This is a genomic window from Bacillus sp. B1-b2, from assembly GCF_009183415.1.
GTDB lineage: Bacteria > Bacillota > Bacilli > Bacillales > Cytobacillaceae > Niallia.
The window spans coordinates 16,535-38,720 of sequence record NZ_WEHU01000033.1; the positions used below are offsets into that span (position 1 = coordinate 16,535).

General features: G+C 33.9%; 16 protein-coding genes. 14 read left to right on the forward strand and 2 right to left on the reverse strand.

Annotated features, from left to right (window positions below; all coding sequences use genetic code 11):
• Positions 1-214: 214 nt before the first annotated feature.
• The 7 genes from F9279_RS21425 to abc-f all read left to right on the forward strand — a co-directional run bounded on the left by F9279_RS21425 (position 215) and on the right by abc-f (position 7,305).
• Positions 215-697 carry a shikimate kinase gene (locus tag F9279_RS21425; protein ID WP_152116251.1) on the forward strand — a complete coding sequence of 161 codons (483 nt, stop codon included), beginning with the start codon at positions 215-217 and terminating at the stop codon, positions 695-697.
• Positions 698-716: 19 nt separating this feature from the next.
• Positions 717-1,478, forward strand: coding sequence for a type I 3-dehydroquinate dehydratase (gene aroD / locus F9279_RS21430; protein WP_152116235.1), 762 nt, complete (start codon positions 717-719; stop codon positions 1,476-1,478).
• Between the two features lie 38 nt (positions 1,479-1,516).
• Positions 1,517-2,890: an aldehyde dehydrogenase gene (locus tag F9279_RS21435; protein ID WP_152116236.1), complete on the forward strand. Its 1,374-nt coding sequence runs from the start codon at positions 1,517-1,519 to the stop codon at positions 2,888-2,890.
• A 249-nt stretch (positions 2,891-3,139) separates the two neighbouring features.
• A complete protein-coding gene (locus tag F9279_RS21440) occupies positions 3,140-4,201 on the forward strand; it encodes a C45 family autoproteolytic acyltransferase/hydolase (protein WP_152116237.1) in 1,062 nt (353 codons plus the stop codon).
• 69 nt (positions 4,202-4,270) lie between these two features.
• A complete protein-coding gene (gene cdaS, locus F9279_RS21445) occupies positions 4,271-4,891 on the forward strand; it encodes a sporulation-specific diadenylate cyclase CdaS (RefSeq protein ID WP_152116238.1) in 621 nt (206 codons plus the stop codon).
• Positions 4,892-4,987: 96 nt separating this feature from the next.
• A complete protein-coding gene (locus F9279_RS26110) occupies positions 4,988-5,125 on the forward strand; it encodes an RAxF-45 family protein (protein WP_319020783.1) in 138 nt (45 codons plus the stop codon).
• Positions 5,126-5,424: 299 nt separating this feature from the next.
• The gene (gene abc-f / locus F9279_RS21450) at positions 5,425-7,305 is read left to right on the forward strand and encodes a ribosomal protection-like ABC-F family protein (RefSeq protein WP_152116239.1); all 1,881 of its coding nucleotides are present in this window, start codon (positions 5,425-5,427) and stop codon (positions 7,303-7,305) included.
• Between the two features lie 136 nt (positions 7,306-7,441).
• Here the strand turns inward: abc-f and F9279_RS21455 are convergent, their stop codons facing one another.
• Complete coding sequence (locus tag F9279_RS21455) at positions 7,442-8,155, reverse strand: YoaK family protein (protein WP_152116240.1); 714 nt, start codon at positions 8,153-8,155, stop codon at positions 7,442-7,444.
• A gap of 253 nt (positions 8,156-8,408) precedes the next feature.
• On the opposite strand from F9279_RS21455, the gene F9279_RS21460 reads away from it, so the two are divergent.
• The 6 genes from F9279_RS21460 to F9279_RS21500 all read left to right on the forward strand — a co-directional run bounded on the left by F9279_RS21460 (position 8,409) and on the right by F9279_RS21500 (position 21,095).
• Entirely contained in the window at positions 8,409-10,028 is a 1,620-nt protein-coding gene (locus tag F9279_RS21460; RefSeq protein ID WP_152116241.1) for a Na/Pi cotransporter family protein, read from the forward strand.
• A 317-nt stretch (positions 10,029-10,345) separates the two neighbouring features.
• Positions 10,346-15,631: a 5'-nucleotidase C-terminal domain-containing protein gene (locus F9279_RS25810; protein ID WP_226793806.1), complete on the forward strand. Its 5,286-nt coding sequence runs from the start codon at positions 10,346-10,348 to the stop codon at positions 15,629-15,631.
• A gap of 7 nt (positions 15,632-15,638) precedes the next feature.
• Positions 15,639-16,220 (forward strand): class D sortase, encoded by a 582-nt coding sequence (locus F9279_RS21485; protein WP_152116242.1) that lies wholly within the window; start codon positions 15,639-15,641, stop codon positions 16,218-16,220.
• Between the two features lie 216 nt (positions 16,221-16,436).
• On the forward strand, positions 16,437-18,164 hold the full coding sequence (locus tag F9279_RS21490) for a methyl-accepting chemotaxis protein (protein WP_193224664.1): 1,728 nt from the start codon (positions 16,437-16,439) through the stop codon (positions 18,162-18,164).
• Positions 18,165-18,352: 188 nt separating this feature from the next.
• On the forward strand, positions 18,353-19,378 hold the full coding sequence (locus tag F9279_RS21495) for a LacI family DNA-binding transcriptional regulator (RefSeq protein ID WP_152116244.1): 1,026 nt from the start codon (positions 18,353-18,355) through the stop codon (positions 19,376-19,378).
• Positions 19,379-19,433: 55 nt separating this feature from the next.
• On the forward strand, positions 19,434-21,095 hold the full coding sequence (locus F9279_RS21500) for a glycoside hydrolase family 13 protein (protein WP_152116245.1): 1,662 nt from the start codon (positions 19,434-19,436) through the stop codon (positions 21,093-21,095).
• A gap of 46 nt (positions 21,096-21,141) precedes the next feature.
• On the opposite strand, the gene F9279_RS21505 is transcribed toward F9279_RS21500, so the two are convergent.
• Positions 21,142-21,525, reverse strand: coding sequence for a hotdog fold thioesterase (locus F9279_RS21505; RefSeq protein WP_152116253.1), 384 nt, complete (start codon positions 21,523-21,525; stop codon positions 21,142-21,144).
• A gap of 195 nt (positions 21,526-21,720) precedes the next feature.
• Between F9279_RS21505 and F9279_RS21510 the strand changes: the two genes are divergently transcribed.
• Entirely contained in the window at positions 21,721-22,176 is a 456-nt protein-coding gene (locus tag F9279_RS21510) for a MarR family winged helix-turn-helix transcriptional regulator (protein WP_152116246.1), read from the forward strand.
• Positions 22,177-22,186 lie beyond the last annotated feature (10 nt).

A 22,186-nucleotide genomic window follows, 5' to 3' on the forward strand; every position in this document is an offset into this window, starting at 1 on the left:
AAGAAAGGTGCATTACTTGAGAATATGTAAATAGTTTTTTCATTGAATTATATGTTAAGAAAGAATTTACTATACCAAAGAATTTGCTAGGATATAAGGGTTATCTATTTTATAATTGGTATATTATTTAGTCGAATAAAGTGGGTTATAGGGAGTGGACTTTTTGGATAAAGATATTTCTCTGCAAGATAAAAGTATTGTTTTTATTGGCTTCATGGGTGTTGGTAAAACAACTATTGGAAAAACAGTAGCTAGAAGGTTAGATCGAGATTTTATTGATGTAGATTATGAAATCGAAAAAGAATATGGAATGGCAGTAGCAGATATATTTAAAAAGTATGGGGAAAGTACTTTTCGTGAAAAGGAAAAAAATTTAATAGTATCCTTATCAAAACAACCTAGAAAAGTTCTCTCTTTAGGTGGAGGGGCTTTTCTACAAGAAGAGATTAGACAAGTTTGTTTAGAGAATTGTTTGGTTATTTATTTAAGTATGTCCTTTTCCTGCTGGAAAGAAAGAATTCCTTTGTTAATTCCTAGTAGACCAGTATTACAGGGGAAATCAGAAATAGATATTCAACAATTATTTAATGCTAGAAAAAATATATATGCACAAAACCATATAAAAGTAGTTACAGATCTTAAAGAATCAGAAGAATTAGCAGATTACATTGTGCAAAAGATTACGGACAAGAACTAGTATTTATAAGGAGGATCACATGGCGGAAATTGTAAAAGTGAGAGATGTGAAAATTGGAGAAGGCCTTCCAAAAATTTGCGTATCTTTAATTGGAAAAACACTTACTGAGATTAAAGAAGAGGCATTCTACCTAAATAACGTAAACGTTGATCTAGTGGAATGGCGTGTAGATTTTTTTGATCAGTGTTTAAATTTAGATGATGTTGATTCTGCCTTGAAGGAGATAAGGGAAGTTATTGGAAACACACCTCTCCTATTTACATTTCGTACAGCAAATGAAGGCGGAGAAAAGGATATTACGATAGATGAGTATGTTACGTTATACAAACATGCTATAAGGTCTAATTATATAGATTTGCTTGATATTGAATTATTCCAAGAAAAAAATGAAGTAGTGGAAATGGTAAAATATGCAAAGGGAAATCAAGTAGTTGTTATTATCTCTAACCATGACTTTGCAAAAACTCCTACCAAGGAAGAGATACTTCATCGGTTAAAAATGGCTGAACAGTTAGGAGCAGATATCCCTAAGATTGCAGTAATGCCGAAGTCGGAAAAAGATGTTTTACTATTACTTGAGGCAACTCTAGAGGGAAGAAGCTCGGTTGATTGCCCAATTGTTACGATGTCTATGGGAGGTAAAGGTTCTATAAGCAGACTTTCAGGCGAATTATTTGGTTCTAGTATTACCTTTGGAGCAGCAAAATCTGCATCTGCTCCAGGACAAATTCCTTTAGAGGATTTGAAGCAAGTATTACACGTTATTCACCATAGCTTATAAAAATCTGTTAAATAAATGATAGAGAGAAGGAAAAATACGTGAATATACATGAAATAGTTGTACAATCCCAAGAATTTTTCCATACACAAGAAACGAAATCAGTAGATTTTAGATTAAAACAATTAGAGCAATTAAAGAAGAGTATTGTAAAGTATGAGCATGCAGTGTTAGAAGCATTAAAAAAAGACTTAGGGAAACAATCCTTTGAAGCATATACGACAGAAGTAGGGTTTGTTTTAAGCAATATAACGTATGCAATAAAGCATTTACATAAATGGACAAAAGCTAAAAAGGTAAGAAGTACATTAAGCTTATTTCCATCAAAGGGAACTGTTTGTTATGAGCCGTATGGAACAGTTCTAATCATAGGACCTTTTAATTATCCATTTCAATTAGTAATGGAACCATTAATTGGAGCAATTGCAGCAGGCAATTGTGCTGTTATAAAGCCGTCAGAGCTTACGCCTAATGTATCTAGTGTGATAACGGAAATAATAAATGACACCTTTCCTCCAGCATATATTTTTTCTGTAGAGGGTGGAGTGGAAATAAACCAAGCTTTATTAAAGGAAGCCTTTGATTATATATTTTTTACTGGAAGTACAGGAATTGGTAAAGTAGTAATGGAAGCAGCAGCTAAACACTTAACACCGGTAACACTGGAGCTAGGTGGAAAAAGCCCAGTTATTATAGACCAAAGCGCTAATCTAGAGGTGGCAGCTAAACGTATTATTTGGGGTAAAACCATTAATGCTGGTCAAACCTGTGTAGCACCTGATTATATTATGGTACAAGAATCCGTGAAAGATCTTCTAGTAAAAGAACTACGCAAAGCTATCGAAGAATTTTTTGGAGAGAATCCTGAAACTAGCAAGGACTTAGGTAGGATTGTGAGTGACAAGCATTTTAATCGCTTATGTACTTTATTAGAGAAAGATAAAGAGCAAATATTGTATGGTGGTAAAAGTTCAAAAGAATCTCGTTATATAGAACCAACACTATTAGATGCAAGTTGGGACTCAAGCTCCATGCAGGAAGAAATATTTGGGCCAATTTTACCGATACTTTCTTATAAAGAACTTGATGAGGCCATAATTTCTGTTAAGAAATTGGATAAGCCACTTGCGTTATATGTGTTTACAAATAATAAAAAGATAGAACAAAAAGTACTAGAAACCATTTCGTCTGGTGGAGTTTGTGTGAATGATGTATTGACCCATATTGTTCATCCAGATTTACCCTTTGGAGGAGTTGGTGCTTCTGGAATAGGAGCATATCATGGTAAACATAGCTTTCTAACCTTTTCACATCAACGTAGTATTTTAAGAAAAAGTACTCGTTTTCAGCTTCCATTCATTTTTCCTCCTTATACAGATAAGAAAGAAAAACTTATTCGTAAAGTACTTAAGTAAGGTTAAGGGATTGCGGAAATTTACTCTACATTAAAAAACAAGTTGCTTTTAGCACCTTGTTTTTTAATCACCTCTAATATCTGTTATTCCGAATGTCTGATTGTATTTTCTGGATATTAGTCTGCCATTTTCCATTTTCTAATACCACATGCGACTTTAATGAGGTTAATAGTGGGCTCAGATTTCTTTCCTTTTTGACGTAATCCAAGTATTCTTGTAATAATGTTAAAAAATGGGGGATTCCATATAATGAAAAATGTTTTTGCAGATATCATTCAATTCAGGGGAACACATTATGAATTTGGCTTTAAACAAGGAGAAATACTAAAGGATTCCTATTTAGTAAAGAACAGAGAGAATCAGTGGAAAATAAGAAAACCCAAGTTCTCTATTGATGTAGAAGATACGAAAAAGGCTTTTCAACAGTTTGCTCCACTTATATGGGAAGAATTAATTGGTTTTAGAGATGCATTAAAATGGCCAATGGAGCGTGTCTTACTAGAATTCTGTGGCTACCGCCTAAATATTGATCAGTCAGGCTGTTCTATTTATGTTGGAAAAGATTATCTAATTCGTAATTATGATTATCACCCTAAAACTTATGATGGAAGATATACCATTTTTCAGCCTACAGATGGGGGATATGCAATGATAGGTCCAAGCCAACGCTGTACAGGAAGGATGGATGGAATGAATGAGAAGGGTTTAGCAATGGGCTACAATTTTATGAACAGAAAGCGTCCTGGAGATGGATTTGTTTGTAATATGATTGGTCGATTACTTCTTGAGCTGTGTGCCAATACGGAAGAAGCGATTGCACTATTAAAAGAGATACCACATAGACATTCTTTTAGCTATGTTCTATTTGATACGACATGTGAAACTCCGTATATAGTAGAAACTTCTCCTAGAAGAGTGGAGGTTAGAAAAGATTTTGCATGTACGAATCATTTTGCCATCATGATGGAGGAGAACCGTCATGTTTTAGATGATTCCAAGAGAAGGTTAGATATTATAAATCAGCATCAACACCTAGGTTTAAATGGAGAAGAAGCATTTAGGCTTCTGAATGGGAGTCAATCAGGAGTATTTTCTACGCTATATGAAAGCTGGGCCGGTACTATCCATACTTCTGCTTACTTTCCAAAAGAATTGAAGGCTTGGTTTGTACTTGGTGGGGATCAAAAACCTATTGAACTTAATTTTTCTAAATGGTTGGAGGGAAATAATTTTTCTATGCAAAAAATAGAAGGGAAAGTTGATACAGATTTACCATTTCTTCATATGGAACATGCAGATTGGTACAGCTAATAGTGTGAGTCTATGGAGCATAGCATTCGTTGGTAGTGGGAACAGTAACAAAAAAGGATGTGGTAATACATGACTAATGAGCGATTACCATCGGACATTAGTAGGGAAATGGAAGTGCAGTTAGAGCATTTACAGAATAATATCGCGAAATTGCAACTTTCTGTGAAGGAAAAGGATTGTTGCATTTTACATGAATTCGAAGAGCTGAATAAACTTTTTAAACATATTCATAACAGAACAGCAACCTATTATTTGCAACTTTATCTAGAACCCTATACTGAATTTATGGATACATTAACAACTGCCTGTCAGCAATTATCAGAGAAACGACATGGGGCATTAATTGCTGTAAAGAGAGAGAATCCTATTGAAAGTTTAGTGCATTCTGGAATACCCTTACATGCTAAGTTATCTTCTTCCTTGTTAGAAGCTGTTTTTTACCCTGGAAATCCACTTCATGACGGTGGAATCATTATAGAAAAGGATACGATTATTTCAGCGGGTAATATTTTCCCTACTTCACTTTATTATAATGGAAAAGAAAAAGAGAAGTTAGGCACAAGACATCGAGCAGCTATTGGATTAAGTGAAGTATCGGATGCCATGATTCTTGTTGTATCGGAAGAAACGGGGAGAATTTCCTTTGCGTTAGAAGGAAATTTATATCCAATTCAGCCTGGATTGAGTTGAATAATCCGTTTTATTCGAAAAATCTTAAATTTCTTGAATATTTACAAAAGGACAGTTATAATTGTTAGTAATATAAAAGGATGGAGGTGGAAGAGTATGTTAAGTTCTACTGTTTTAGTGCAAGGTTATATGATTGAAAATCTTTATATTAACCGTGCAAAATTTGCGGTATTTGTTGTTAACGGGATAAGTCTGCCCTTTTTTAACAACTTAATAGCAAAACTAAAACGATGAAAACATCTCTTACCCACATCTATATGGACGGTTTAAGGAGTGCATTTTTCATGCGCTCCTTTTTGTATGTGTAAAAAGTTACTGTAATCAGTATCATACACAAAAATTAGATGCCATGGAGTTTATTTCTCCATGGTTATTTTATATATATACATTTGAACACAAAGATGAAAGCATTTTTAGAGTAGGATAAGGGGAATGTTACTTCCCTTTTATCGTTAAATAAATAGTATTTTTATAAACACGTCTCATACAAGGTGTGGCATAGAGATAATCGGTTTATAAAGGAGTCGGAAAACATGATTATTTGTAGTGTCAACCAAGTTAGTAAAATGTATGGTGGCAATACCATATTTGAAGAGATTTCACTGGAGATAAAAGAAAAAGAAAGAATCGGGTTAGTAGGAAGAAATGGTAGCGGCAAAAGTACGCTTTTTCGATTACTAGCAGGAAAAGAATCTCCTGATTTAGGGAAAATACATTGGAAAAGGGGAGCGAAAATTGGCTATCTGGAACAAATTCCTGAATACGGGAAGGGATTGAAAGTAAAAGAGGTTTTAAGAACTGCTTTTCACGAATTCAATATCTTAGAAGAAAAAATGAAAGAATTAGAAAAAGAAATGGGGAAGGAATTAGCGGAAGAAAAGCTTCAATCTCTTATAGAAGAATACGGAAAAGCACAAGATCAATATCAGCATGCAGGTGGATATGAAGTAGAAGCAAAGCTTGAAAAAATAGTGTATGGGCTAAATATTCAAAGCTTATTAGAGAAAGAATACGGAAATCTTAGTGGTGGTGAAAAAACGAAAATAGGTCTTGGAATCATCCTTTTACAAGAGCCCGATTTATTATTATTAGATGAACCAACGAATCATTTAGATTTAATGGCAGTAGAGTGGCTTGGAGAGTTCTTAAGTAATTATAAAGGCACCGTTTTGCTAGTATCTCATGATCGATATTTTCTAGATGAAGTCATTAACAAAGTGGTGGATTTAGAAGAAGGAGAGTTAACTACTTATTATGGAAACTTTACTCAATACACAAAAGAAAAAGAAGAGAGGCTTTTAAGAGAGTTTCAAGCATATGAAGAGCAGCAAAAGAAAATAAAGAAAATGAAAGAAGCAATAAAGCGTCTTAGAGAATGGGCGAATCGGGCTAACCCACCAAATGAAGGGCTTCATAAAAGGGCGAGAAATATGGAGAGAGCGTTAGAAAGAATGGAAAAATTGACTCGTCCTATGATAAATAGAAAGAAAATGGGTTTTGAGATGGAGGCAAGTGATCGAAGTGGAAAAGATGTTATTGCCCTAAATGATGTTTGTAAAAGTTTTGGAAAGCAACACTTATTTCACCATGTAAATATGCATGTTGTCTTCAAAGACCGAGCTGCGATTATTGGAGAAAATGGCACAGGAAAATCTACTTTAATAAAGATGATTCTTCAACAACAAAGTGCAGATAGTGGAGACATTAAAATAGGTAGTAATGTGAAAGTTGGATACTTATCTCAGGATGTATTAGTAGATATGAAAGGAGATACTGTAATAGATGCTTTTCGAGAGGAAGTAAGTGTAACGGAGGGAGAGGCTAGAAATATTCTTGCAAAGTTTTTATTTTATGGACACTCTGTTTTCCAAAAAGTAATGAACTTAAGCGGAGGAGAGAGAATGCGTCTCCGATTAGCACAGCTAATGTATCAAGAAATCAATTTGCTAATTTTAGATGAACCAACGAATCATCTTGATATTGATTCAAGGGAGGTATTAGAGGAAGCATTAGAAGAATTTGATGGGACCATTCTAGCTGTTTCTCATGATCGATATCTTTTAAATAAACTCTTTTCAAAGATATATTGGATTGATTCTCAACAAATCCTATTTTTTGAAGGGAATTATGATGATGCCAAAAAGAAGAAATTGGAACAAAGAGGGTTGGTCAAAGTTGAAAGCAAACCTGTTGCTAAAGTATCAAACAATACTTCCACGTTGAAGCCTGCTAAAGATAGCTTATATAACCAAGCAGTATGGAAAAAAGAAATAGGAAGAGTAGAAGAGAGAATTACTGAGTTAGAAAAGAAATTAATGGAAAATCTAGATTTAGAGGTTCTTCAAGAAGTTTACTTAGAAAAGGAACAATTGGAGAAGCAATGGGAAGAGCTTTATGAATGGTTAACAAGCTAAAAGTGAAGATCCGAACTATTAAGTGCAATTCTAATTCTATCGCCTAATAGTTCGGAATGATTAATTGTGGATCCAATAAGAATGTGGCTTCTAATCCTATTTTTATAGTTTGTTAGAAATTCATCTACTTCTATTGTTAACTTTCTTCTTTTGTATTCAGTAATTTCTTACGGATATATCCTCTATCTTTATGATAGAGAATAAGTGAAATAAGTAAAATAATAGAAGATAACCAGATTGCCTTGTTACCGAAATAAGAAGTAGCAAGAGTACCTAATAGTGCACCGAATAGGAAAGAGCCAATAATTAGCGTGAATTCTTTAAATTGAATTTTTGCTTCAGGGTTATGTTCGACAAATGCAGCATATGCTGCCTGCGTAGCTGTTCGTAAATTTCCTGTTGTCATAGTAGAATTATATGCCCATTTATCTAGTTTATTAAAGGTTGAGATTTGTAAGGAAGATACAAAAGAAATACAAGTAGTAACGATAATATTTGGGACACTTGAAGGCATAAATCCTACAATAAACAAGACGATACATTCTAAAATCAAAATAGATCGTCGATAACTAAACACAATTTCTCGAATGGAAGGAATCTTGACTACCTCAGATAGGAGTACACCAAGGATAAAGGCCATGATGGGTGGTATATAGTGAATAGATTCCCTCCATTCACCACTAACGGAATGAACGGCAAACAAGACGATATTCCCCGTTTGCGCATTAGCAAAGACACCGTCTCTACTAATAAAAGTATAAGCATCTAAAAAACCACCAACTATTCCCAATAAAGCTGCGAGTGTTACAGAATTTGAGGATAAAGAAGGAATAGGCTTTCGAATATTCATCGTATAAAAATCTCCTTAATTCCTATCTAGAGAATAAGTGAGAATAAAATCTGTTTCTATAGTAACATTAATAAAACGGTAAATTTATGAAACTTTTGAGAATTTTTTTCTAAATGGCCAAAAATATTGTAAAATATGTATAGGATTGTGTTAAGTTCGTGTAAAGGATATGCGGTGTTAATGTAGAATTATGTCGTATATTGTTATGATTACGGTGGAAAGATCTTAAAAGCGGCATTAGGGGGACTAGTCTTTGGAAGTACAATATCAAGAAATGATCTTTCAATTTCTTGGAGGATTAGGGATTTTTCTTTTTGGGATAAGATATATGGTAAATGGCTTGCGCTCTGCTGCTGGAGAGCGCTTAAGAGATAGTATTGATCGATTAACAACCAATCCTTTTCTAGGTTTACTAGTTGGAATCATTGTAACTATTTTAATTCAATCAAGCACGGGTATTACGGCACTAACAATTGGTTTGGTTAGTGGTGGGTTTATGACCCTCCGTCAATCCATTCCAGTTATTATGGGTGCAAACATTGGCACTGCAGTAAGTGTACTAATTGTTGGGATAGAAATAGGAGATTATTCTCTTCCTATTATTACATTAGGTGCAATCTTTATGTTTCTCTTTAAGAAACAAGCAATAAATTCATTAGGGAAAGTCATTTTTGGCTTTGGAGCATTGTTTTACGGATTATCACTAATGAGTAGCGGAATGTATCCTCTTCGTTCCCTAGAGGTGTTTCAAGACTTAACAATGAATATGAGTAGTAATACCATTTTAGGGGTTACTTTCGGCATATTATTGACCATTACCATTCAGAGTTCTGGTGCAACAATAGAAATATTACAGAATTTATTATCTACAAATTCTATCTCTTTAGATGCTTCTTTACCTATACTATTTGGAGCGAATATCGGGACAACAGTTACAGCTATTATTGCTTCGATAGGAGCTTCTATTGCTGCGAAGAGAACAGCTTTATTCCATGTTATCTTTAATATTATTGGAACGCTATTCATATTAATTGTTCTTGTACCATTTACTAGCTTTATTATTTTTTGTAAGACATTCATGGGACTTGATGCAGGGATAACAGTTGCTTTTGCGCATTGTCTCTTTAATGTGATTAATGTTATTGTTCTTTTTCCTTTTGTTATCACTCTTATTCGCCTCTTATCTAAATTATTACCTGGTGAGAACGAGCATATTATTGTAAAGCCTCAATACTTAGATGAAGGGTACTTAAATCAGGCTCCAACACTTGCATTAGAGCAAACAGTAGAAGAATTGAAAAGAATGAAAGATTTTTCGCTTAAAGGGCTAGAAGTTGCCTATATATATTTACAATCAGGAGAAAAACAATATAAGGTTCAATCTTTACGGTTTGAAGAAGGAATCAATATATTAGATCGAGAGCTAACAAAATATTTAGTAGAGTTATCGTCTAATCCATTTACCCCTGAAGAACAAAGGGAATTTGCTTTGATCGTCAATGCAACTAGAGATATAGAACGAATTGGTGATCATATGGAGAATATTGTTGAATTAGCTGAATATAAAATAAATAACGATGTGGCTTTTTCTATAGAGGCTAAAATGGAAGTGGATGAAATGTATCGATTAGCTGTGGAAACTCTTCAGTTTGCTTATGATGGCTTTTTTGCTAAAAATGCGGATTGTGCTAGGAAGGCACTTCGAAATGAACAAGAGATGGAAAAGATGGAGAAACTATTTAATAGTCGACATATACAGAGATTAAATGAAAGAAAATGTAGTGGAGACGCAGGAATTCTATTTTTAGATATTATTAATAATCTAGTCAGAATTGGAAATCATGCTTCTAGAATCGCAGAAAAATCAGCATAAATTAGTAAATAATAATAACAAATGAAAATAATTATACCTCACAAATTCGATGAGATACTAGCGATTAAAGTAGTAATCTGATGAATTTGTGATTTTTTTTATGTCTGAGTTTAAGGGGAAACTATTATTCTAATAGATGAGGTATTGGAAATAATTTTCATTAATATAGTGATTTATTCTCATAGTATGACAGTTATTCATTGGGAAATAACTAGGTCTAGTTAATCTATTAAAAAGTTTACAAAATAATAGTTTAGATTTAACAAACATAAGTTATCTTATAATAGTAATTTACTAAAATATAAGGAGGAAGAAGGGTGAAAGGTGTCGTAAAAAGTAAATTTTTTGTAATATTATTAATATTCACATTAGTTTTTCCGAACATTTTTAGTGCTCTTGCACCAACATCAGCACATGCTGCAGAACTAACCATATCAGATTTAATCATCTCAGAGTACATAGAAGGAAGTTCCAATAATAAAGCAATTGAATTATTCAATGGAACAGGAAAAGATCTAGATTTATCATCATACAAACTTGAGCTGTATGCGAATGGTAAAACAGATGTTAATACACAACTTCAATTAGAAGGAACTCTTGCTCAAGGAGATATGTATATCATTGCACATGCATCTGCCAATGCAACGATTAAAGAAAAGGCAGATATTACTAGTGGAGTGGTAAATTACAATGGTGATGATACCATTGTTCTAAAGAAAAACGATGAAGTTATCGATGTATTTGGTAAAGTGGGTGTACAGGAAGAATGGGGTAATGGTGCAGCAAAAGACCATACACTTGTACGTAAAAGCTCTATCACTACAGGTCACACTGGAATGGATAGCTTTGATCCTACTATTGAATGGGATACATATGATCAAGACTATTTCTCCGATTTAGGTAAGCATAAGTTAGGTAACAAGACATATGGAAAAGATAGTGGTAGCGAAGAGCCATCTACAGACCCATCTGGAACAATATCTATTAAGGAAGCAAGAACGAAGCTTGGATTAGAAGTAACGGTGGAAGGGATTGTTACAGCAGATAATAGTAGTATCGGTGGCGGAAAATTATCCACCTATATTCAGGATGCTGATGCAGGTATTAATATTTTCTCCCAAAGCACAACTGGATTTCCTGATTTAAAGGAAGGAATGAAAGTAAAAGTTTCTGGTGTTATTAAAGAATATAAAGGTTTACTAGAAGTTGAACCAAAAGAAAATGCTATTCAAGTTATCTCAGAAGAAAATGAAGTACCAGCACCAATTGCTATTAATCTAGCAGATATGAATAATAGCAGTGTTGCAGAACCAAAAGAAGGTCAACTAGTAACAGTTAATGCATATGTACAATCTATCCCAGAAACTCCAGCTGGAGGCGGTTATAATGTAGCTGTTATAGATGGGGATTTCAATGGAACTACCATTCGTGTGATGGAAAGTACAGATGCTATCACAAGCTTAGAAACAGGTAAATGGTATGAAATTACTGGTGTTCTAAGTCAATATAACACATATCAACTATTCCCAAGAAAGGCTAGTGATATTAAACTAGCAGATAGCCAACCTACACCTCCAACATCAGTAGGAGAATATGAATCTACTGTTGCTAGTGTAGTAGACGGAGATACTATTCATCTAGAATCCCCTGTTTTAGGAGCAACAAAGGTTCGTTTTGTAAATATGGATACTCCAGAAACATACCATTCTCCGAAAAATGCGGCGGATGAAAGTCAATTAGAGCATGGTAATAAAGCGAAAGCATATTTAAATTCTTTATTACAACCAGGTGATAAGGTTATTGTAAAAGTAGGCGAAGAAGCTACAGATGATTACGGTCGCTTATTAGCACAAATTATTAGAAAAGAAGATAATTTAAATACAAACCTAGAGATGGTTAGACAGGGGTATGCATCTTCTTATTTCCTATGGCCAGTAGGAGATGAAGAGGAGTATCAAATCTATCAACAAGCAGTAAAAGAAGCGAAGGATAACAAGTTAGGGATTTGGAATGAAGAAAATCCTCTTATGGAGTTACCTTTTGTTTTTAGAGCAAGAGAGCAAGGAAAAGGTTTATTAAGATATGTTGGTAATTCAGAAACAAAGAAATATGTTGAACCAGCTAAGTATGAAGAAGTTCCTGTAGAAAACCGTATTTTCTTCTCAAATGCTGAAGAAGCGGAGAAGAATGGCTACACATCAGCTACTGGTGGAGAAATAAAAGATACTATTAAATTACAACTTTTAAGTGTTAATGACTTACATGGTAAAGTAACGGAGCAATATGATGATGAAACAAAAACAAATAAGATTGGTAGAATGGATTACCTTGCTACTTATTTAAAAGAGCGCGAAAAAACTAATCCTAATACTTTAATTGTCCATGCGGGTGATATGGTTGGAGGAAGCTCTCCACTTTCTGCATTATTACAAGATGAACCAACGGTAGAAATGATGGAATCTATTGGTTTCGATGTAGGTACTGTTGGAAACCATGAATTTGATGAAGGCGTAGATGAAATGCTTCGCTTGATTAATGGTGGAAATCATCAGAACGGAACAGTAAACTATGATGGAATTGATTTTCCAATGGTTGCTGCAAATGTTCAATATAAAGATTCAGGTGAACTAGTTCTAGATCCTTACACAGTTAAGGAAGTAGAAGGAGTTAAAGTTGGATTTATCGGGGTGGCAACAACAGACACTCCAAACATGATTATTACGAAAGGAAATGAAAATGTTCGCTTTACAGATGAAGCAACTGCTATTAATAAGTTTGTACCAGAATTACAAACACAAGGCGTAGAAGCAATCATTGTTCTTGCACATGTTCCTGGAGATCAATCAGGTGAAAGTGCAACAGGTGATATTGTAACTATTGCAAATTCTGTTGATGATGCAGTAGATGTAATCTTCGCAGCACATAATCATGTTAACATTGACGCAATTGTTGACAATAAATTAATTGTACAAGCTGGAGAATATGGTAAAGCATTTGCAGATGTTGAATTAGAAATCGATCCTACAACTGGAGATATTGTTAAGAAATCAGCTGAGATTGTGGATGTAGTGCAAACAGGTGTTACGCCAGATCCAGAAGTTGCTGCTATTTTAGCAAAATATGAAGAACAAGTAGGACCAAAATTAAATGAAGTTTTAGGTTTTGCTGCAACAGATATGGGAGGTGGCTATGCTACAAAGGATGCTGAAGGAGATAATCCTGTAGGTAACCTAATTGCTGATGGTATGAGACAAGCAATGGATAGTGACTTTGCTTTAATGAATGGTGGAGGGATTCGTGAAAGTCTTCCAGCAGGAGAAATTACTTGGAATGATTTATTCAACATCCAACCATTTAATAATACACTTGTTAAATTAGAAATCAGTGGTAGTGATTTAGAAGCAATTCTAAATAGTCAATTCAGTAGCTATGGACCAGATGTTAGTATTGGTGGATTTAGTTATACTTGGGATAAGAACCTAGGAAGCTTTGGTCAAGTAGTTGATATTTTCTTACCAAATGGGGAGAAAATTGATCGAAATGGTAATTATACAGTTACTGTGAATAACTATATGTCCGAGCATGCTTCTGATAAGTATCTATTGCAAAGACTTGGTGAAAACCCAGTACAAGGTGGAGAAGATTTATCGGCAACTGTAGAGTTTGTGAAAAACTTTAAAGGACCAATTTCTTATAATACTGGTCGAATTAAAGAGCTTAATGCAGAGCCTCTAAAACCTATATCAGGTCAACTACTTGGTGTAAATGACTTACATGGAAAAATTGATGTTACTGGTACAGTTAATGGAATAAAATACGGAAGAGCAGATTATTTAGCTACTTATTTAAGAGATGCTGAAGAAAAAAATCCTAATACCCTATTAATTCATGCTGGGGATATGATTGGTGGAAGTTCACCTGTATCTGCTCTATTGCAAGATGAGCCTACTGTAGAAATTATGGAATCTTTAGGATTTGATGTAGGAACACTAGGAAACCACGAATTTGATGAAGGTGTAGACGAAATGCTTCGCATGATTAATGGTGGAGAGCATCAAAACGGGACAGCGGGCTATGATGGTATGAATTTCCCTGTTGTTGCAGCAAACGCGGAATATAAGGATTCAGGTGAATTAGTAGTAGATCCATATACTATTAAGGAAGTTGATGGAGTAAAAGTTGGATTTATCGGGGTAGCGACAGTAGAAACACCAAACATGATTATTTCTACTGGAAATGAGAATGTTGTCTTTACAGACGAAGTAGAAGCTATTAATAAGTATGTACCTGAATTACAAAAACAAGGAATTGAAGCAATTGTAGTAGTTTCCCATGTTCCAGGTGACCAAGCAGAAGGATCAGATGAAATTACTGGAAATATTGCTGATATTGCTAATAACGTAAACGATGCTGTAGATATTATCTATGCTGCACATAATCATGTAAAACTAAATGGAATGGTAGACGGCAAACTAATTGTACAGGCATGGGAATATGCAAAAGCATATTCAGACATTGACTTTACATTAGATCCAGTTACAAAAGATTTCTCTGAAAAAACAGCACAAATTGTTGATGTTGTACAAGAGGGAGTAACTCCTGACCCAGAAGTAGGTGCTATTCTAGACAAGTATTTAACTCAAGTCGGACCAAAGTTAAATGAAGTAGTTGGCTATGCTGCTACCGATTTAACTGGTGGATATGCACAAAAAGGAGAAATTGGTGATAACGCTCTTGGAAACTTAATTGCTGATGGAATGAAAGCAATTATGGAAAGTGATTTTGCATTAATGAATGGTGGAGGAATACGTGATGATTTAAACCAAGGTGATATCACTTGGCAAGAATTATTTAACATCCAACCATTTAATAATACACTTGTAAAAGTGGAAGTAACTGGACAAGAGTTAAAAGAAATCCTTAACACTCAATTTAGCTCATATGGTCCAGATGTCAGTATTGCTGGATTTAAATATACTTGGGATGCATCATTAGGTGATTTTGGTCAAGTAGTGGACCTATTATTGCCAGATGGTACTAAAGTGGATTTAAGCAAAACATATACAGTGACTGTAAACAACTATATGTATCCACATAGTTCAGATAAGTATCTTTTAAATAAGTATGGAGAAAACCCTGTACAAGGACCAGAAGATCTACAAGCTACTGTAGATTATATTAAGTCTATTAATGGTCCTGTAACAAGTATTGCAGAAGGACGTATTTCACAAGTAACAAGTGATACAACTAATCCCGGTGATGAAATAGAAGTACCTGGAGATGAAAATGAGAAGCCTGGTAATGAAACGGAAACACCTGGAGCTGGAAATGACCAAGCAGGCAATGAAACTGTTGCTCCAGGAAATGGAAATGAACAACAAAATGATGAAACTAAAACTCCAAGTACTAATAATGACCAATCTAAAGAAGATACAAAATCTGGTACTGGAAGTAAAACAACTACAAAAGACAATTCTTCTACTAAAGAAGGAAAATTATTGCCAAATACTGCTTCAATGACTTACAATTTAATCATAGTAGGATTAGGATTGATGATTATTGGTTTCGCAGTTTTCTATCTAAATAATAGAAGAAAGGCATAAGGTTAATATGAAATTAACAAAATGGTTAGCCCTCCTACTTATTGTAGGAGGAGTGCTTTTTATTGGATATGGAGTTTTTAGTATTGTGGATACGAAAGCTCAGACAGAAAATTCTAAAAACGAAGCGGAGAAAGCTATTCAAAGTCATGATATTGAAGAGTGGGTAGATAAAGATAGCGAGCGTATAGTCCCACCAATTGGTGATGCTGTTGGATTACTTGAAATAGACAAGATTGATGGCACATTACCTATTGTAGAAGGCACAGATCCAGATGATTTAGAAAAAGGGGTAGGCCATTATAAGGGTAGTTACTATCCAGATGAAAATGGACAAATTGTATTGTCAGGTCATCGAGATACTGTTTTTAGAAGAGCTGGTGAATTAGCCATTGGGGATGAGCTAAGAATTGTATTACCTCATGGTGAATTCTCTTATAAAATTACATCTACTAAAATAGTTGATGCCGATGATAGAACTATTATTACACTAGATAATACGAAAGAAGAACTTATCCTTACAACCTGTTACCCATTTAGTTACATCGGAAATGCACCAGAGCGCTATATTATTTATGCAGAAAGAGTTTAATATGTAAGAAAAAGAAGAGGAGTGTTACTACACTTCTCTTCTTTTTGAATTCTCATTTTCCATCAGTTTTGTTCTTTCACTTTATTTAGTAGAGAATTCATATTTTCGTCATACTTTGTTCATATTTATCTACTAAACTAAGCGAAGTAGAATAGTTCTTCCTTCCTAGGAAGTGGGATGATACTTAAAATACATAGAGCGAAAAAGGGGAAAAACATGTATAAAAGATTAAGCATTCGTAATAAAATGATTTCAGCGTTTTTAGCTATTATTATTGTATTTATTGTTGTGTCAACAATGGCATTTATTAATATAACTAGGCTAATAGAGTCTAATAATCTCGATAGAAAGTCATGGGAAGTCATCTCTATATTAGACTCGTTTGAAAATTTGCCAATGACAGTCGGATTTTCCATTAGTGATTCTACTGATGCTCCTAGTGATACCTTAACAAAGGTGCAAGAAGAATTTAATAGCCAGCTTGAACAAGTAAAAGAAAATACTAGTAGTAATGTAAAGCAACAACAGTTGATAAAAGAGATAGAAGAATTAGCAGATCAACAAATTTCTGATATAGAGGAAATTATTTTAACCAATAGTCAATTAGAACAAAATGAGATTCAGCAATTAATTATGAGAAACGAAAGACCAGAAGGATCTGAAATGACTTCTGTAAATGAAGAAATGCAAAACGAGAGCAACATACAAACCATTTCCCAGGAAATTGTCGAAATAGAGCAGAAGCAATTAGAAGAAAGAGAAAAAAATGTAGACTCTATCCAAAAATGGACACTGATTGAGTTAATATGGGGAACCATAATAGGTATAATTATGTCTATTTTTATCATTTGGATTATTAATAATAATGTGATCACAAACATAAAAAAGACATCTGAAATGTTAAAACGGATTGCGGAAGAAGATGGTGATTTAACAAAGCGTTTAGAAGTTAAGAGCGAAGATGAAATAGGAAAAATGTCCAAATGGTTTAATAAATTTATTCAACAAATAAGTGCGCTAATTCAAGATATGGTTCATCAAACTTTTATCATTAATGACTCTACAAAACAAGTATTAGCTGCATTAGAAGAGTCAAATAATACGATGAATATGGTATCTAGTACTGTCAATGATGCGAATGATAATATACAAGCAAGTGCTGTTGTTTCAGAAAAAGCATTGATAAGTATACAAGAAATATCGAATCAAGCTAAACAAATTGACAAAGATTCACAAATAGTTAGTGAAAAAAGGTCGATGGTTTTACGTGCGGCATCTACGGGAGAAGTTGTTGTTAATGATGCGGTAAACTCTATTAATGCTGTAAAAGAAAATTCATCTAAGGTAATGACTGCTATGAACGATTTAAAACTTTCTTCACAAGAAGTAGGGCATATTGTTTCCATTATTACAGATATCACGGAACAAACTAATCTATTAGCTTTGAATGCATCAATAGAAGCAGCAAGAGCTGGTGTGGCTGGAAATGGGTTTGCGGTGGTAGCAAGTGAAGTGAAAAAACTCTCAGAAGAAAGTAGAAAATCAGCGGAACAAATTAAACAAATAGTTAACCAAATTCAGAACAAAATGAAAGAAACAGATACACTGATTATGGAAGAGCAAGAGAATATTCGAGTTACTTCTCAGAAGGTTGAGAAGACAGCCGAAGAATTTCAATCTATACTTTATTATATAAATACAATGTCAGATGGATTAAATAAAATGACTAATGCAGCACAGACACAAACTTTCATTACAACAGAGATGCAGAATAATATGTTGAACCTATCAGGTAGCTTACAAGAAAATGCAGCCAGCTCTATGCAAATGAATGCATCAATTATGCAGCAAACGAACATATATAAACAGTTAGCCCATAGCATGGAAAATATTAAGAGAATCTCAGAGCAATTAAAGAATCAGTCAGAGAAATTTAAAATCTAGATAAATAATATGGTAGAGTAAAAAGCTTCCTTTTAAGAGGGAGTTTTTTTCTTCTTGAAAATAAAGCATTACTATGATATATTTTATGTATTATGGTGCAATCGTTTGCACTAGGGTGTAAATTTTTTTCGATAAAAATGATAACGTTTACTATATTTAAAAGAGAATTGATAGAGGAGTAAGTAAGTATGGGAGTAACAATAAAAGATGTAGGGAAATTAGCAAATGTTTCTCCTTCCACTGTTTCTAGAGTTCTTGCCAATCATCCTAAAATAAGTGATGAAACCAAACGTAAAGTTCGAGAAGCAATGGAGGAATTAGGGTATCATCCTAATCTTCAAGCAAGAAGTCTGGTAGTAAAGAGCACGAAAACAATTGGTATCATTATGCCAAATTCCACTGAAAGAGTTCTAGAAAATCCTTTCTTTCCTGAAGTATTAAGGGGAATTTGCTTAGAAGCAAGAAAAAGCCAATTTGGCATTTATTTGACTACTGGTGCGACAGAAGAAGAAATTCTACAAGAAGTAATTGAGATGGTACAAGGAAAAAGAGTAGATGGTATTATTCTTCTTTATAGTAAAACCAATGATCAAATTATGGATTATTTACTTCAGAATAAGTTCCCGTTTACTGTTATAGGAAGACCCTTTCAGAATGCTGAAAGAATTTCTTATGTGGATAATGATAATGTTTATATAACGAAAGAAATTACGGAATATTTAATTGGTCTTGGACACCGTTCCATTGCGTTTATAGGTGCTAACATGGAAATGGTTTTTACTATTGACCGATTATCGGGTTATAAGCAGGCTTTAAAGGAAAATGGGATAGAGTTTCAAAAGAATTTTATTGTCTATGATAAAGAGTTAAATGGTCAGGTTAAAGAGAAAATTTTAGAATTGTTAAAACAAGAAGTGGCTCCTACTGCATTTGTTGTTTCTGATGATTTTATTGCAATTGAACTCTTAAGCTATGCAGAAGAGTTGCAAATCTCTGTGCCAGATGACTTATCTATAGTCGCATTTAATAATATTCCCACAGGAAAATATATGAAGCCTTCCTTGACTTCTGTAGATATTAATATTTTTCAACTAGGAGTAGAAGCTACTAAATGTTTGCTTGAGGAAATAAAATTTCCGCAATCTTTAACAAAAAGAATTACTGTTCCGGCAAAAATGATAGAAAGAAGTTCATGTGGTGTCATTTCAGTGTAACTTCATTGGTTATGTGGTATGAAAGAAAGAACAAAGTGTAGAGAGGAAGAGATTAGTGAATCAAAAATGGTGGAAAGAAGCAGTAGCTTATCAAATTTACCCAAGAAGTTTTATGGATTCTAATGGAGATGGAATAGGAGATCTTAAAGGAATCATTTCCAAATTAGATTATTTAAAAGAATTAGGAATTGATTGTATATGGATATGTCCAATGTATAAATCTCCAAATGATGATAATGGATATGATATCAGTGACTATCAAGATATTATGGATGAATTCGGGACAATGGACGACTTTGATTTACTTTTATACGAGGTACATCAGAGAGGAATGAAACTAATTATTGATTTAGTCATTAACCACACGAGTGATGAGCATAAATGGTTCTTGGAATCTCGTTCGTCTAAGAATAATCCAAAAAGGGATTGGTATATTTGGAGAGATGGAGTGAAAGGAAAAGAACCAAACAATTGGGAAAGTATTTTTGGAGGTTCTGCATGGAAGTATGACGAGACAACAGATCAGTACTTTATGCATATCTTCTCGGAAAGACAGCCAGATTTGAATTGGGAGAATCAAGAGGTAAGATCTGCTCTTTACAATATGATTAATTGGTGGCTTGATAAAGGAATTGATGGCTTCAGAATTGACGCAATTAGCCATATTAAGAAAGAAGAAGGCCTTAAGGATATGGATAACCCTTTAGATTTAGACTTTGTTCCTTCCTTTGACAAGCACATGAATGTAGAAGGAATTCAGCCTTTCTTAGAGGAATTGAAAAAAGAAACTTTTTCTAAGTATGATATTATGACGGTTGGAGAAGCAAATGGTGTAAAAATTGAAGAAGCCGAACTATGGGTTGGTGAGACTAAAGGGAAGTTCAATATGGTTTTTCAGTTTGAGCATCTAGATTTATGGGATAACGAGAAAAGCTATGGGGTAGACGTCCTAATGCTCAAACAAGTTCTTAATAAATGGCAAAAAGGATTAGAAAATAAAGGGTGGAACGCGTTATTTATTGAAAACCATGATAAGGCTAGAACAGTTTCTACCTGGGGAAATGATAAAGAATATTGGAAGCAAAGCTCTAAAGCATTAGGTATGATGTACTTCTTCATGCAAGGAACACCTTTTATTTACCAAGGCCAAGAAATCGGAATGACAAATGTTCAATTTGCGACAATAGAAGAATATGATGATGTGGCAACAAAGAATTCTTATAAGCTAAAAAGAGAAGAAGGAATTAGTCATAAAGAGATTATGGAGGATATTTGGTCAACAAGCCGCGATAATTCAAGGACTCCGATGCAATGGTCTAGTGAAGCATATGCTGGATTTTCTACAGCTACACCATGGATAGGAATGAATCCAAACTATACTGAGATTAATGTAGAGAAGCAGAAGCTGGATGTAGATTCTATTTATCACTTTTATAAGAAGATGATCGAGTTGAAAAAATCAGCACCTCTTTTAACTTACGGAACATTTGATTTAATTGATGAAGAGAATAAGCAAGTATTTGCTTATACTAGAAGCTTTGGTGACAAGAAAATGGCGATAATTGTAAACTTGTCCCTAGAGGAAGCTACATTTCAAAATCGTTTAGTAGAGCTTGGAAGTGATAACTTGCTATTAGCAAATTATTCTGTTCAGGCCCATGAAGCTACTACATCCATTATTTTAAAACCATACGAAGCAAGATTATATAGCTGTTAATGAGAAAATCACTACGAAAACACCAAGTGTTTAGTAGTGATTTTTTTCAACTTCTTTTGGCTTGAACTGCTAACGTACATCGAGAAATACAAACGAGTTTATTTGCTTCATTCTCTATTTTTATTTCATACACCATAGTTGAATTGCCTTTGTGCAGAACAGATGCAGTTGCGGTTACGATGCCATCACGCACGGAACGAAGATGGTTTGCGTTTATTTCTTGTCCAAAAACAAGATGAGTTTCATGATTAATAAGACTAGCTGCACCTATACTTGCTGTTGTTTCTGCTAATGCAACAGAAGCTCCACCATGTAAAAAACCAAATGGCTGCCTTGTCCTCTCATCTACAGGCATACTAGCAATACATGTGCCATCTTCTTTTACTTCTTTAATAACAATTCCTAGACTGTCCATTAATGTATTCTTCATTGATATATTAAACATGATATTTGTGATTCTCCGTTCATTTTTACCACCATTATAGCATAATCATCCTAGAAGAATAGTTCAAAGTAATATGGAAAAAATAAACTCAATCTAACTTAATATTGACAAAAAAATAGGATGAAAGTTAAACTATTTAATAGTTAAGGTGTTTAACTTTATTTATTTAATTATACGAGGGTGAGGATTATTAAACAAAAAGATATTAATGAAATTATTGATCGTTATGTGAGTATTAATTTTTCTGTCAATCGAAAATTTGATCAACTGATTCGACAAGAGATTGGTGAAGTGCTTACAACAGAGCAGCATTTTACCATGCGTCACATCAATCAAAAGGAGAATTGTACTTCTACGGAGCTTGCATTTTGTTTTGGTGTGAAGAAGAGTGCGATTACACCAATTATTAATCGATTAGTAGAAAAAGGTTGGGTACTAAGGAATCGAGATGTGAAGGATCGTAGAGTTGTATATCTAAGTTTGACAACTGCAGGAAAGATCATTTTTATTGAAATGGAGAAAAAGATTCAACATATTATAGAATCTGTAATCACAAAGTTTGATCAAGCGGAAATTGAACATTTTTTAGAAACGTATGCTAAGTTAGACCGCTTAATTGAAGGAGATAAGAATTGAGAATGGAGGC